The 12,718-nt window shown below is 71.0% G+C and carries 6 protein-coding genes and 18 pseudogenes; 9 read left to right on the top strand and 15 right to left on the bottom strand.

What is annotated here, in order from left to right:
* Positions 1-65: 65 nt before the first annotated feature.
* Positions 66-398 (top strand): ArsR family transcriptional regulator, encoded by a 333-nt coding sequence (locus UK94_RS28755; protein ID WP_157734481.1) that lies wholly within the window; start codon positions 66-68, stop codon positions 396-398.
* The gene (locus tag UK94_RS28750) at positions 395-664 is read left to right on the top strand and encodes a hypothetical protein (RefSeq protein WP_011601579.1); all 270 of its coding nucleotides are present in this window, start codon (positions 395-397) and stop codon (positions 662-664) included. The genes UK94_RS28755 and UK94_RS28750 overlap by 4 nt, the downstream gene beginning before the upstream one ends.
* Positions 665-669: 5 nt before the next feature.
* On the opposite strand, the gene UK94_RS28745 is transcribed toward UK94_RS28750, so the two are convergent.
* The 3 genes and pseudogenes from UK94_RS28745 to UK94_RS28740 all read right to left on the bottom strand — a co-directional run.
* Positions 670-1,500 carry an SDR family oxidoreductase gene (locus UK94_RS28745; protein WP_011601578.1) on the bottom strand — a complete coding sequence of 277 codons (831 nt, stop codon included), beginning with the start codon at positions 1,498-1,500 and terminating at the stop codon, positions 670-672.
* Between the two features lie 62 nt (positions 1,501-1,562).
* Positions 1,563-1,685, bottom strand: a pseudogene (locus UK94_RS68925) (short-chain dehydrogenase); the annotation flags it as partial.
* A gap of 1 nt (position 1,686) precedes the next feature.
* Positions 1,687-2,669 (bottom strand): SDR family oxidoreductase (locus tag UK94_RS28740; protein WP_235490409.1); only part of this gene is annotated, 983 nt, incomplete at its 3' end.
* Between the two features lie 52 nt (positions 2,670-2,721).
* On the opposite strand from UK94_RS28740, the pseudogene UK94_RS68920 reads away from it, so the two are divergent.
* The 3 pseudogenes from UK94_RS68920 to UK94_RS68910 form a co-directional block, all read left to right on the top strand.
* Positions 2,722-3,102, top strand: a pseudogene (locus tag UK94_RS68920) (carboxylesterase family protein); the annotation flags it as partial.
* A gap of 1 nt (position 3,103) precedes the next feature.
* Positions 3,104-4,088 (top strand): annotated as a pseudogene (locus UK94_RS68915) (carboxylesterase family protein); the annotation flags it as partial.
* Between the two features lies 1 nt (position 4,089).
* Positions 4,090-4,276: pseudogene (locus tag UK94_RS68910) on the top strand (carboxylesterase/lipase family protein); the annotation flags it as partial.
* A gap of 324 nt (positions 4,277-4,600) precedes the next feature.
* Here UK94_RS68910 and UK94_RS75315 read toward each other — a convergent pair.
* From UK94_RS75315 to UK94_RS68895, 4 genes and pseudogenes are all read right to left on the bottom strand, one after another.
* Positions 4,601-4,691 (bottom strand): annotated as a pseudogene (locus UK94_RS75315) (hypothetical protein); the annotation flags it as partial.
* A 1-nt stretch (position 4,692) separates the two neighbouring features.
* Positions 4,693-4,772, bottom strand: a pseudogene (locus UK94_RS68905) (hypothetical protein); the annotation flags it as partial.
* Position 4,773: 1 nt separating this feature from the next.
* A pseudogene (locus tag UK94_RS68900) lies at positions 4,774-5,704 on the bottom strand (alpha/beta hydrolase domain-containing protein); the annotation flags it as partial.
* A 1-nt stretch (position 5,705) separates the two neighbouring features.
* Positions 5,706-6,100 (bottom strand): alpha/beta hydrolase domain-containing protein (locus UK94_RS68895; RefSeq protein ID WP_268761702.1); only part of this gene is annotated, 395 nt, incomplete at its 3' end.
* 758 nt (positions 6,101-6,858) lie between these two features.
* On the opposite strand from UK94_RS68895, the pseudogene UK94_RS68890 reads away from it, so the two are divergent.
* The 4 pseudogenes from UK94_RS68890 to UK94_RS68875 form a co-directional block, all read left to right on the top strand.
* Positions 6,859-7,238, top strand: a pseudogene (locus tag UK94_RS68890) (DUF222 domain-containing protein); the annotation flags it as partial.
* Position 7,239: 1 nt separating this feature from the next.
* Positions 7,240-7,610, top strand: a pseudogene (locus tag UK94_RS68885) (DUF222 domain-containing protein); the annotation flags it as partial.
* Position 7,611: 1 nt separating this feature from the next.
* Positions 7,612-8,144, top strand: a pseudogene (locus UK94_RS68880) (DUF222 domain-containing protein); the annotation flags it as partial.
* Between the two features lies 1 nt (position 8,145).
* Positions 8,146-8,361, top strand: a pseudogene (locus UK94_RS68875) (HNH endonuclease); the annotation flags it as partial.
* Between the two features lie 137 nt (positions 8,362-8,498).
* Here UK94_RS68875 and UK94_RS68870 read toward each other — a convergent pair.
* From UK94_RS68870 to UK94_RS68835, 8 genes and pseudogenes are all read right to left on the bottom strand, one after another.
* A pseudogene (locus tag UK94_RS68870) lies at positions 8,499-8,948 on the bottom strand (SDR family oxidoreductase); the annotation flags it as partial.
* A 7-nt stretch (positions 8,949-8,955) separates the two neighbouring features.
* Positions 8,956-9,071: pseudogene (locus UK94_RS68865) on the bottom strand (SDR family mycofactocin-dependent oxidoreductase); the annotation flags it as partial.
* A 1-nt stretch (position 9,072) separates the two neighbouring features.
* Positions 9,073-9,130, bottom strand: a pseudogene (locus UK94_RS68860) (hypothetical protein); the annotation flags it as partial.
* Position 9,131: 1 nt separating this feature from the next.
* Positions 9,132-9,365: pseudogene (locus UK94_RS68855) on the bottom strand (SDR family mycofactocin-dependent oxidoreductase); the annotation flags it as partial.
* 91 nt (positions 9,366-9,456) lie between these two features.
* Positions 9,457-10,283: pseudogene (locus UK94_RS68850) on the bottom strand (aldehyde dehydrogenase family protein); the annotation flags it as partial.
* 1 nt (position 10,284) lies between these two features.
* A pseudogene (locus tag UK94_RS68845) lies at positions 10,285-10,649 on the bottom strand (aldehyde dehydrogenase family protein); the annotation flags it as partial.
* Position 10,650: 1 nt separating this feature from the next.
* Positions 10,651-10,875 (bottom strand): annotated as a pseudogene (locus UK94_RS68840) (aldehyde dehydrogenase family protein); the annotation flags it as partial.
* A 799-nt stretch (positions 10,876-11,674) separates the two neighbouring features.
* The coding region (locus UK94_RS68835; protein WP_313949611.1) for a helix-turn-helix domain-containing protein at positions 11,675-12,031 on the bottom strand (357 nt) is incomplete at its 3' end.
* Between the last annotated feature and the right edge of the window lie 687 nt (positions 12,032-12,718).

Raw genomic sequence — 12,718 nt, 5'->3', positions numbered from 1 at the left:
AGTGATCGGCAGTGACAGTGATCGGCAGTGAGAGTGATCTGCACGTGACGGAGATGGGTCCGCAAGTGACGAGATCCGATCCCTCCGGGGACGAGCTGGTGCAGATCATGGCCACGCTCGCCAACCCGCACCGGCTGCGGGTCCTCGCGGCGCTGGCCGACGAGCGCAACTACGTGAGCCGGCTGGCCCGGGACCTGGACATCAGCCGGGCCCTGCTGCAGGTCCATCTGCGCAAGCTCGAGGCCGCCGGCCTCGTGACCGCCCGCCTTGAACTCTCGGAGGACGGCAAGGCGATGAAGTTCTACGAGATCACCGCGTTCGTGATCCAGCTGACCCCGCGGACCATCGCGCAGGCGGCCCGCACCCTCAGCCCACAGGAGAAGGGAGCAACGGCATGAGTCCGTACGACTGGCAGGAGATCATCGGCGTCATCGGGGTCTTCACCCTGGTCACCTCCGTGGTCCTCGTGTCGATCTGGCAGTTCGCCGCGACCTGGCGGGCGAAGGCCTCGCTCGCCCGGGAGAAGGAGTACCGGACGATCGCGGACCGGGCCGTCCTGTTCCAGGAGGGCACCGAACGCCAGCTCGCCGAGCTGGGAGGTCGCCTCGCCGAGATGCAGAGCCGGCTGCGGTCCGTCGAGGGCATCCTCAAGGAGGTCGAGTAGGGCGGTCAGCGGCCGCCGAAGTCCGCCCGGACGGCGGCGGTGATCTCGGAGTAGCGGCCCAGGCTCACCGCGTCGGCACCGCCGTCGACCGGCAGGATCACCCCGTTGACGAACCGGGACAGGTCGCTGGCCAGGAACACCACGGCCGCGGCGATGTCCTCGGGCTGCCCGACCCGGCCGGCCGGCTGCTCGTCGCGCAGCGCCTCGGCGAGGTGCTCCATGAAGGCCGGCCGGCGGTCCCGGGCGATGCCCATGCCCAGCACCGGCGTCATGGTGATGCCGGGGCAGATCGCGTTGGAGCGGATGCCGTGCCGGCCGAGCTCGGCCGCGGCATGGCGCACCACGCCGATGACGGCGTGCTTGCCGATCGTGTAGCTCGGCTGGCCCAGGCCTCCGCGCAGCCCCGAACCGCTGCTCGTGGTGATGATCGAGCCGCCGCGGCCCTGCTCGATGAACACCCGGGCGGCGTGGCGGTGCCCGGAGACGGCCGAGCCGACGATGAGGCGCAGCGACCGGTCGAGCCCGTCCGGCCCGAGATCGACGAGCCCGGCCTGGTCGCCGGCACCGCTGGCGTTGTTGAACATGATGTCCAGCCCGCCGAAGTGCCGCACCGCGGTATCCACCAGATTGGCGACCTGGTCGTCGTCGGAGACGTCCGTGTGGACGTAGAGCGCGGCGTCGCCGAGCCGCTCAGCGGCGGCCCGGCCGCGCTCGTCCTGGATGTCGCCGATGACCACGTGCGCGCCCTCGGCGACGAACGCCTCGGCGCTGGCCAGCCCGATGCCGCTGCTGCCGCCGGTGACGATCGCCGTCTTGCCCACCAGGTTGTCCGGCATCGCCGTCTCCTTCCGATCCGCCCGATCCGCCGTTGNCTGGAAGCTGGAGAAACGCGGCGGGTTCAGCGCAGCAGGATCTGGCCGCCGTCGAGCATGAGCGTCGCCCCGGTCAGGTACTGCATGTCGTCGCTGACCAGGGAGACGATCGCCCGGCCGATGTCGGCGTAGGGGTCGCCGAGCCGGCGNAGCGGAGTCTGGCGGCGCTGCAGCTCCCAGCGCTCGGGGCTCTGCTTCATGTACTCCTCGGCCGCCGGCGACCACGCGGCCGGACAGACCTGGTTCACCCGGATCCCGTAGCGGCCCCACTCGATGGCGGTGACCTTCGTCAGGCCGCCGATGGCCTCCTTCGCCATCGCGTACCCGAGCAGGCCGGGCGCGCCGCGCACCCCGATCCCGGACCCGAAGTTGACGACCGCTCCGTGGCCGGAGTCCCGCAACGCCTCGAAGCAGGCCTGCATCATGTGGACGCTGCCCAGCGGGCCGGTCTCGAAGGACTCGAGAAGCTCCGCGTCGGTGGCGTCGACCGTGGGGATGCGCACGGTGTTGTTCCCGCCCTGGGCGTTGTTGACGAGGATGTCGACCCCGCCGAACGCGGCCAGCGTCGCCGCGACCGCGGCCTGCGCGTCGGCCCGCTCGGCCACGTCGCAGCGCAGCGCCAGCACCCGGGCGCCCTTGCCCGCCAGCTCCTCGGCGGCGTCGACCACCTTCGACTCGGTGCGGCCGAGCAGGGCCACCGCGGCGCCCTCGTCGGCCAGCGCCGCGGCGATCGCCCGGCCCAGGCCCTGACCCGCACCGGTGACGACGGCGACCCGCCCGGCGAGCCGCCCGGCCTGACCCAGCCCAGAGGCCACCGTGGACGGCCCGGATGCTGCGGCCGGCTCGGCCGTCACCGTCGGGCCGCCGTCGCCGCGCAGCGGGCTAACGGTGCGGAATCGACGTTCCCGGACAGCTCGCTCGCGCCCATCAGACAGCTCCGTCCTCTGTTGCCCCCGGGCCCGGCCAGCCGGCCCGGCCCTGCCCGACGCCCACGGCAGCTCGGCCCGGCACCCGGGCCCGTGTGCGGGTACCGGGCAGCGTTTCAGAGTGGGCTCAGCCACGTCAACCGGTCGCAACCGGACCCGGTGAACAGTGTTGACACGCCTTCGGTCGGCGCCTAATTTCCGATGCATCGAGCCACCTCACTCGCGCCCGGGAACGGGCCAACGCGAGAAAGGACCGATCATGCCGGATATCGTCATCGAAACGTCGAGCGGCCGGATTCGCGGTACGACGAAACCATCGGGCGTGCACGTTTTCAAGGGAATTCCGTACGGCGGATCCGTCGCCGGCGCGAACCGATTCCAGCCGGCCCGGCCGCCCGAGCCGTGGACGGGAGTTCGCGACGCCTTAGCCTACGGTCCGACCGCGCCGCAGGCACACCCGGCAGAGGCGGGCGGCGGCGGCGCGGACGATCCCGCCGCGGCCGCGCGGATGGCGCCGTTCCTGGCGTTCCTGCACGGCCTGGCCGGGGACGAGCCGGCCCAGGACGAGGACTGCCTGGTGCTCAACGTCTGGACCGGCGGCGTCGACCAGCAACGCGCCCGCGCCGTGCTGGTCTGGCTGNACGGCGGCGCCTTCAGCACGGGCTCGGGCTCCTGGCCGCTCTACGACGGCACCGCCCTGGCCGCCCGGGGCGACGCCGTGGTCGTCACGATCAACCACCGGCTGGGGCCGCTCGGCTTCCTGCACCTCGGCGAACTGGCCGGGGACCGCTACCGCGACGCGGGCAACGCCGGCATGCTCGACATCGTGCTCGCCCTGCGGTGGGTGCGCGACAACATCGCCGGATTCGGCGGCGACCCCAACCGGGTGCTGGTGTTCGGCGACTCGGGCGGCGCGTCGAAGACCTCCATCCTGCTGGGCATGCCGGCGGCGAAGGGCCTGTTCCACCGGGCGGCGGTCATGAGCGGCCCGCTGATCCGCTCCTGCCCGGCGGACGTGGCGACCGCGAACGCCGAGGAGCTGCTCGGCCGACTCGGGATCGCCCCGGCCGACGTCGCGAAGCTGCACGACGTGCCGGCCGAGCTGCTGATCGAGGAGGCGGAGGCGATCGGGGTGCCGATCGCCTCCGGGCTCGCCGGGGCGGCCGGCGGCGAGCAGTTCATGCCCTTCCAGGCGGTCGTCGACGGCCGGGTCCTGCCCGCCCACCCGATGGATCCGCAGGCCTCGCCGCTGGGCGCCGACGTCCCCGTCCTCGTCGGGTCGACCCGGGACGACATGAGGATGATCATGCTGGGAATGCCGTGGTTCGGCTCCCTCGACGACGCCGGCCTGGCGGCGCTGGCCGGCGGCATGTTCGGCGCCGCCGGGCCGGAGTTCGTGCGCGCCTATCGCGCGGAGCGGCCGGACGCGACGCCGAGCGAACTGGCGTGCGCCTTCGTGACCGACCGGGTGATGTGGTGGGGCGGAATCGACTGGGCCCAGCGGAAAATAGCCGCCGACGCCGCCCCCGTGTACGTCTACCGTTTTGATTTCGCCACACCCGCCCTCGGTGGAATTCTCGGGGCCACCCACGGCGGCGAGATCCCGTTCGCGTTCGACAACTACCCNCTCACCCCGATGGCCGGTGAGCGGCCCGAGAACGCCCAGGTGGCCCGGGCGATCAGCGAGGCGTTCGTGCGATTCGCCCAGGAGGGCGTTCCGGACCACCCCGGGCTCCCCACCTGGCCCGCGTACACCCTCGACCGGCGCGCCACCATGATCTTCGATGCCGAGTCCCGGGTGGACGACGATCCCCNCCGGGCGATTCGCGAGCTCCACGCCCGGGTGTCCGCGGGATAGATCTGCCGGGCGCCGGCGCAGGCGCCCCGCTACGGCCGGACCTGCCCGCTACGGCCGGACCTGCCCGCTACGGCCGGACCNGCCCGCTACGGCCGGACGTGGACGACGTGGTCGAGGCGGATGACACGAGAGCCCCGTTCGGCTGCCGGGCACGGATGGCCGAACCGCCCATCCCCGCTGGCGCTGGGGATGGGCGGTCGGCTGTCGGCGGCGCTCAGGTGCGGCCGGCGCCCGTCAGCGCGACGACGTCACCGGGAACACCTGGCACTGGGACCATCTGTCATTCCGGCACGGTGGATGACGCCGCCGCCGCCACGAGCGGCTTCGCGTCGGCCGGCAGGATGAAGCCGGCGTTCACGGCGCTGGTCGCGNCCTTCATCCAGGCGGCGACGAAGGCGTCGTGGGACGGGTAGAGGGCGTGGAGCTGCGCCGGGGTGAACGGGACGGTGGTGNCGAACAGGGCGCAGAAGGGAGAGGAACCGGTGTCCTGGCCGAGCCCGGACAGCTTCGCCACCGGGGCGTCGACCGCGGGGGTGCGGATGCCGCCCTTCACATTACCGTTGGCGTCGAGGACGTAGGCGTTGTTCGCGATCTGCAGCCGCGGTGCCTTCGACGGCGCCTGCCCGGTAGTAACCCACCGGTTGAGCTGCGAGAACGCGGTCTGCAGGACGTACTGCTGCTCGCCAGCGTTGATCGGCTTGGCGCAGGAGAAGCCAGCGGCCCCGGTCGGCGGGTTACGCAGCGCGTTGAACGCCGCGACGCTGCCCTGCCCGTCGCCGACGTCCGTAGCCCCGATGCCGATGGTGTAGGCGTCGGCGTGGGCGGTCCCCGCAACCTCCCACAGGCGGAACCGGTTGGTGTCGTCCTGGCGGGCGTCGACGTAGCCGAGCAGGCCGGTCGGCAGGTCCGTCTCCGTCTGGAAGGTCAGGACCGGGACGGCGAGATCGGGTCGGATCCGGACGACGGCCGGCGCGGCGATGTCGGGACGCTCCGGGGCCTGGGACAGCGCGCTCGCGGTGCCGGCGCGGCTGTGCAGCAGGTACCCGTCGTAGACGTTGACGAGCGGGTGGATGGCGTTGACGTAGGTCGTCAGCCGGAAGGCCGACTGCGACTCACCGTCGCCGAGCACCTTCTTCGGCTTCAGCCCTCCGAGGACCGTCGCGGCCGACTTCCGCACTGCCTGACCGGTCTGGGAGAAGATGTCGTACGAGTAGCTGTCACCGGGGTGGGACAGCGCCTGGTAGCGGTCCGGGTCGGCGTTCTTGGTGGCGTTGAGCCCGACCGCCTGCGCGGACACCCCGACCCAGGCGTAGCCGTCCCGGATGAGCTGGTTGTGCGCGGCGGTCCAGTCCGGGGCTCCGTCGTAGCCGGCGGAGACGTTGAGNCATTCCACGACGACGGTGCCGTTGAACTTCTTCGCGTCGGCCGGGCGGTTGACCACGATCCGGGTCGTGTAAGGCGCCGTGGCGGCCGGGGTCACGGTCCACTTGCCGTCCGACCCCAGCGTGCCCGACGCCTGGTAGGCGGTCGCGGAGCCGGCGAGGAAGTACTCGGACTGCCGGTACCCGACCTTGCCTAAGTCGAAGGCGGTGGCTCCCACCACGGGGACGCCCTTACCGCCGGTGACGGGCCCGGTCACGGTGGGGCTGGCTGCCGAGGGGGTGGCGGCCTGGGCGGCCGAGTCGGTCGCGAGCTGGGCCACCCCGGCGGCGGTCACGGTCAGCAGCGCGGCCACCGTTGTCGTCGCGATCCGTCGGCGGCGGGTCCGCCACCTGGCCATCACTGTCATGGTCACGTCCTTTGTGGGAGGTACGCCCCGACCCGACCTGCCTCACCGAGCCGCGGCACATGTCAGCATCGGTGGCTTCGCGAGCGATCGCCTCACGTGGCCCCGACCGTGCACACGACCGGGGNCGCCGCCGGAACGCCACCGTAAAGGTCAGGCATTCCACCGGAACACCTTTCGGGGCTTTCCTGGAATCACTCATTCACGATGCTGTGAACCCGACGCTACGGGAGATCGACCGTGGACGTCACCCCACCATGGGGTAACACTCGTCTTGACAAGGACGTTCCTTTTGGTCGGGCCCTNTAGGNCGTGCACCTTCACCCTCGCCACTCCGACGGTTATCCGCCGAGTGTCGGAAATTCATGCCCACATTACCGACGATTGCGCGGACCCCACCGACCACGGACCGATCGCTTCGCCACCGGATGCGCCCCCGCCCTCAACCGTCACCCCACCACCAGCCGAGCCCCGCCCTCAACCGTCACCTCGGCCCCGCGACATCCGGCCGCCCCTCGCCGCCCGGCCCGGCTCCTGACGTCCGGCCTCGTTCTTCGCCGACAGTCNCAGCGGCCGTACCCGGCGCGACGAATGTGCTGGGCACGGCCTCACCCTCCACCTTCCTCCTCGCCGGCAGTCGCAGCCTTGAGGATGTGGCCGAGCTGGCGGCCTGCGGCAGGCCGCTGCCCCACATCGCTCACGGAGACGAACATACGTTCGACATCTGGCGGCTGCGGATCTACCNTCGACTCATGAACACGCACGGCCCCAGCCCCGGCCGCGACACCGCTCCCACCCCAGTCCCCGCCCCCGGACTCACTGCCACTTCCGATCCTGAATCCGACGCCGGCCCGGCTCCCACCTTCGGCCTCGACCCGAGGGGTTGTCCACGGCTGCTTACAGCGCTGTCCGAGCTCGACGAGCTGGTCGGACAGGCGGTGGACATGCCCGGCTGGTCCCTGTCCGATGGCGACCTGGACAGCGCGGTGCTGGACTGCTCGGCGTTGCTGGCCCGGCTCGCCGCGCTGCGTCTGGGGTTGATCAATGAGCTGCACGGCCGCGGCAGCGCCCAACGCGAGGGTGCCACCAGCACGGCCGCGTTACTCCGCGCCCGGCTGCGGATCCGCCCCGGNGAGGCCCAGCGGCTGCTCGGTCTCGCCCTGGCAGTCGACGGCGATCTCACCGCCACCGGCACCGCCCTGACCGCCGGCACCATCAGCATCGACCAGGCCTTCGCGATCCACGCGGCGCTGCGCGCCCTCCCCCGCGGGGCGGACCTCACCAGGCGGCGTGAAGCCGAAGCACTCCTGCTCCGCTGCGCGGACACCTTCGATCCCGCCGATCTCGCCCTCCTCGGCCGCCACATCCGCGAGCGGCTCACCGACGTCGACACCAGCCCCGGTGGCGACAGCCCCGACCCCGCCGACGACAGCAACAGCGACGAGGGCGGCAGCAGCGACGACGACGACGGAGGTGATCACAATCCCGGCGGTGGCGACGCCGGNGGGGGCAACGCGGGCGGTGGTGCTGACGGCGACGATCCGACGTCGCGCCGCCACCTGTCGATCACCGACCTGGCCGACGGGATGACCCGGATCACCGGCGAACTTGACGCCGAGGGCGCCGCTCTTCTGCGCACCGCCCTCGACAGCCTCGCCGCCCCCAGCCCCGCCGTCGACGGCACCCCCGATCCCCGCAGCCCCGCCCGCCGCCGAGGCGACGCTCTCGTCGAGCTTCTGCACCGCGCCCTCGACGCCTCATCGGTACCCGTCTCCGGCGGTGTGCGCCCCCACCTGACCGTCACCGTCCCCTGGGCGACGCTGGTCGGCCGGGGCGGGCCTGCCGCGGCCACGAGCTGGGGCCAGCCGCTACCACGCTCCGTGCTACGCCGGCTGTCCTGCGATGCCGAAGTCAGCCGCATCGTGCTCAATGCGGACAGCGTTCCCCTCGACGTCGGCCGGACGCAGCGCACCGTCCCGGCCGACCTGCGCCGCGCCCTGGTCGCTCGCGACCGTTGCTGCGCGTTTCCCGGTTGCAGNAGGCCGCCGAGCTGGTGCCAGGCGCACCACATCCGGCACTGGACCGACGACGGAACCACCTGCCTGGACAACCTCGTGCTCGTCTGCGGTTGGCACCACCGTTTCCTCCACCACCACGGCTGGACCGTCCGGCTTGGCGCGGACCGCCGACCGGAGTTCCTCCCGCCCGTCTGGGTCGACCCCACCCAGACACCCCGCCGAAACCCCTACACCCGGNCCCTCGAAGCCCTCCTCAGCCGCCCGGCAGACCGGTGAGCGGCCCCGGATCCGGCTGTCGGAACCTCGTGGGAGGCGGTGCTCGGCGAGCGCCCCGACGCGCCCCGAGCACTGCCGTCCACAGGGTTCGGCGGAGATCAGCCCGTGGGGCCGTTCGGGAACTTGAGCAGGGAGCCGGCGTCGACCCGGATCTGCTGGCCGGTGATGTACCGGGACTCGTCGGAGGCGAGGAACAGCACCAGGTTGGAGATGTCGACCGGCTCGACGTAGGGGATCGGCATCGCCTGGAACGTGACGAACGCGGGCTCGACGTCTTCCCGGGTCGGGTTCTCCAGGTCCGGCCGGAACTGCGCGTACAGCCCGTCGTTGTGGAGCAGGTGGGTGTTGACGTTGGTCGGGTGGATGGCGTTGACCCGGATGAACTTCGGGGCCAGGTGGAGCGCCATCTCCTCGACATAGCCGATGAGGATCTTCTTCGCCCAGCCGTAGCCGGCGCTGCCCGGTCCCATCGCGGGGTTGTCGGTGGTGTTGGGCATCATGGCCGCGGTCGAGCCGGTGACGATGATGGAGCTGCGATCCGGCAGGTGNGGGACNCTGACCGCGACGGCGTTCATCACGCCGATGAGGTCGACGTCGACGGCGTCGATGAAGTCGGTCGCCTGAGGGTCGCCCATCGCCATCGGCAGGATGCCGGCGTTCGCGACGACGATNTCGAGGCGGCCGAGCTCGGCGACGCCCTTGTTGACGGCCTCGCGGAGCTGGTCGCGCTNGCGGACGTCGGCCTTGGTGGCGATGATGCGCCGGCCGAGCTTCTCGACCAGGGTGACGGTCTCGGCGAGGTCCTCCGGGGTGGACAGCGGGTAGGGGTTCGACTCGATCTGCTCGACGATGTCGATGGCGATGATGTCGGCGCCCTCCTGCGCCAGGCGAACCGCGTGGCTGCGGCCCTGCCCGCGCGCCGCGCCCGTGATGAAGGCGACCTTGCCCTCGAGGCGACCTGACATTGTCCTGCTCCTCTGCTCGTGCGTGCGACCAGGTGGTGGGCCGCCCGGAAAGACGGCGGCCCGGAAAGACGGCGGCCCGGATGTGGGCAGCTCAGCCGGCGAAGCCGACGGACTTGCTCTCCAGGTGCTGCTCGAAGCCCTCGATGCCGCCCTGGCGGCCGTTGCCCGACAGCTTGTAGCCGCCGTAGGGGCCGTTCGAGCCGTAGAAGTTGCCCCCGTTGACGTTGATGCTCCCCGTGCGGATCCGGCGGGCGACGGACAGGCCGCGGTCGAGCGAGGCGGAGAACACGCCGCCGGACAGGCCGTACGGGCTGTCGTTGGCGATCCGCACGGCGTCCGCCTCGTCGTCGAAGGGGATCACGGCCGCCACCGGGCCGAAGATCTCCTCGCGGGCCACCCGCATGCCGTTGTCCACGTCCGCGAGCAGCGTCGGCTCGACGTAGTAGCCGGTTGGCAGGTGCGCCGGGCGACCGCCGCCGGCGACGACCCGCGCGCCCTCGGCCTTGCCGATCTCGATGTAGTCCAGCACCCGGTCGCGCTGGCGGGCGTTGATCTGCGGGCCGGAGAGGTTCGCCGGGTCGTTCGGGTCGCCGTAGGGAAGGTGGCGGAACACCTCGGTGAGGATCTCGAGGCCCTGGTCGTAGACGGAGCGGGGCAGCAGGATCCGCGTCGTCATCGCGCAGCCCTGCCCGGCGTGCAGGCACGCCCCGAGGCCGGCTCCGGGCAGGACCGAGGCGAGGTCGGCGTCGTCGAGCACGATCATCGCGGACTTGCCGCCGAGCTCCAGCAGCGTCCGCTTCATCGTCCCAGCGGACAGTTCGACGATGCGCCGGCCGATTCCGGTCGACCCGGTGAACGACACCATGTCCACCCGGGGGTCGGTGACGAGCAGCTCGGCCACCGCGTTGTCCGAGGTCGNGACCACGTTCACGACGCCCGCCGGGATGTCCGTCCGCTCGGCGACGATCCGGCCGATCCGGGTGGCGTTCCAGGGCGTGTCCGGCGCCGGCTTGAGGACGACGGTGTTGCCGGTCGCCAGGATCGGCCCCAGCTTGTTGATCGTCACCTCGAACGGGTAGTTCCACGGCACGATCGCCGCGACGACCCCCACCGGCTCCTTCCAGACCGCGCGGTGGCTGGGCCCGAACAGGTTCGTGTCGGGCAGCGTGCGCTCCCACGGGAAGGTGTCGATCAGCTCCAGCGGCCCGCGCAGGCCGTCCGCCAGCGGCCAGTCAAGCTGCGCGAAGTGCGTCACCGCGATCGGGGCGCCCGCCTCGGCGATGANCTCCGCGCGCAGCGCCTCCTTCTCGTCGTCGAGCGCGGCCTGCAACTGGGCCAGGCACCGCTTGCGCAGTTCCCGGTCCGTCGACCACGACGACTCGTCGAACGCGCGGCGCGCCGCCGCGATGGCCCGGTCCATGTCCGCCGCCGTGGCGTCCGTCGTCTGACCGAGGATCTCCTCGGTGGCAGGGTTGATGTTGTCGTAGCGGCTGCCCGTCGCCGACTCGCCNAGTTTCCCGTCGATCAGAAGCCGCGGCTCGCCCTGTAAGGACACCGCCTCAGACGCCGTCGTCATCGCCGATCAGACTCCCTCGCTATCGAAGACCCGTCCTGACGGGGCGGGTGCGTCGAGGAAAGTTACAGCGCATCTGACACGATGTCTACGCCTAAGCCCGGATGCGCGCACGAGGACGATCGGCCTCTTTGTACGAAAGTCCATCGCGCGCAGGAGCGATCGATCGGCCCCCGGAGGATATTTNGGGCAGGCCGAACCGCAATCCCGCTTTGGTCATTGCGGGGCCGGCGGGATGACTATTCGAACAGGTGCCGCCTCCGGTCAGGGCGACGTCGTCTGCTGTACGGACCCACNGGGCATCCGTCTGGTGACATCACCCCTCTCCAAGCCGCCGAGACCTTCCCTGGAGGGAAACCTCCGAGTCAGGTCGGGCTTCGCCTTCCGGGCCGGGATCGCCGACCTTCGCGGGTGCGGCGACAGAAGCCCACAGAGTCACGACCGCGTCGGTCAGCTCGTCGGGGTTGGGGGACGGGATCAGGTACAGCGAGCTCGTGGCTCGCAGCAGAAGCTCCGCCAGGACCTCCCGTCTCACCGTGCCTTCCTGGACGATGCCGAGATCGTCGAGCACGGGCGCGAGGAGTTCCGTCATCTGGGCCACGAAGCTCGGGAAGATGTCGCGGATGAACTGCAGAGCGAAGGNGGNCTCGGCTTCGATGACCCGGGAAACCTCGGGATGGTCGTCTCCGTAGTGCATGATGGCGTCGACGGTCGCGCGCAGGCGCCCGGAGTCGNNTGGCTGCCCGGCGACCGCTTCGTCGAGCGCGGCGCTGACCCCCCGCCGGACGTGGTCGCTGATGGCAGTGAGTAGCTCACCCTTGGTCTTGAAGTACCGGTAGAGCGTGCCACGAGAGACCTCCGCAGCCGCGGAAACGTCGCGCAGGGACATCTTGGCCGGGCCGCGGGCCGCGATGCACCCCAACGCCGCGTCGAGGATCTTCGCGGGCGTCTCGAACCTGTTCCCCACTGCGTGCCTCCAGTCTGACCGCGTTACCTCAGTCTGACGTCGTGCCTCCAGCTCACTGCATGGCTCCAGCCCCCACGGGCCGTCGAGGAGCCACCGATGCCCACCAGGCTCTCCTGCATCACTCATTGCATTTGACTCATTGCATTCGATCAGATANTCAATCCCCTCCATGGTGATCGAATAGAACTTTATGAACTTTATCGACTCAATAAATCTAGCCTACCGGCGTGTCGCAGACCACAGTTACGCGTTGCCGAGCGCAGNCACCACCGAGTCGTCGGGCTGCCGCGCGGATGCGGGCGCGGCACGCGGGGTCGCCGGCGTGCCCGAGCCCAGTAGGACGTTGAAGACCCCCGGCGTCTGACCTGTCGCCGCATGACGACAGAGGCGCATGACGACGGAGGCGCATGACGACAGAGGCGCATGACGACAGAGCACACCCACCGAGCACCCGCCCTGACGTCGTCCACCATGATCCCTGGGGCGCTGTCCGGTCACGTCGAGGACAGACGCCCGCAGCCGAGGCCCGACGACCCCGGGCCGGTCCGCCAGCCGGTCCGCTCCCGACGGTGGTCTGGTGGCGGCCGTCTGCGCATCCGTTCCGTGAACATGATCGCCGCACCTCGCCGTCATCTCGCGCGGCACGGCGCGGCGCGGCGACCAGAGATGTTTCGCCGAGATCTCCATCCCCCCGGAAAACCCGGCAGCCGTTTCCCGAGCCGGGTCGAGTGTGGCGCGGCTGGACACAACGTTCTCGTCTAGGAATACTACGGAGAAGTCGATGGCACCGCGCACCGCAGGATCGGACGGCGC

It is taken from the genome of Frankia sp. AvcI1, from assembly GCF_001420875.1.
GTDB classification, from domain to species: Bacteria; Actinomycetota; Actinomycetes; order Frankiales; family Frankiaceae; genus Frankia; species Frankia alni.
The sequence above is the reverse complement of the archived record's forward strand: the minus strand, read 5'-3'. Positions and strand labels throughout refer to the sequence as shown.

Coding starts and splice junctions, on each gene's coding strand:
- UK94_RS28750 (WP_011601579.1), top strand. CDS start 395: ATGAGTCCGTACGACTGGCAGGAGATCATCGGCGTCATCGGGGTCTTC.
- UK94_RS28745 (WP_011601578.1), bottom strand. CDS start 1,500: ATGCCGGACAACCTGGTGGGCAAGACGGCGATCGTCACCGGCGGCAGC.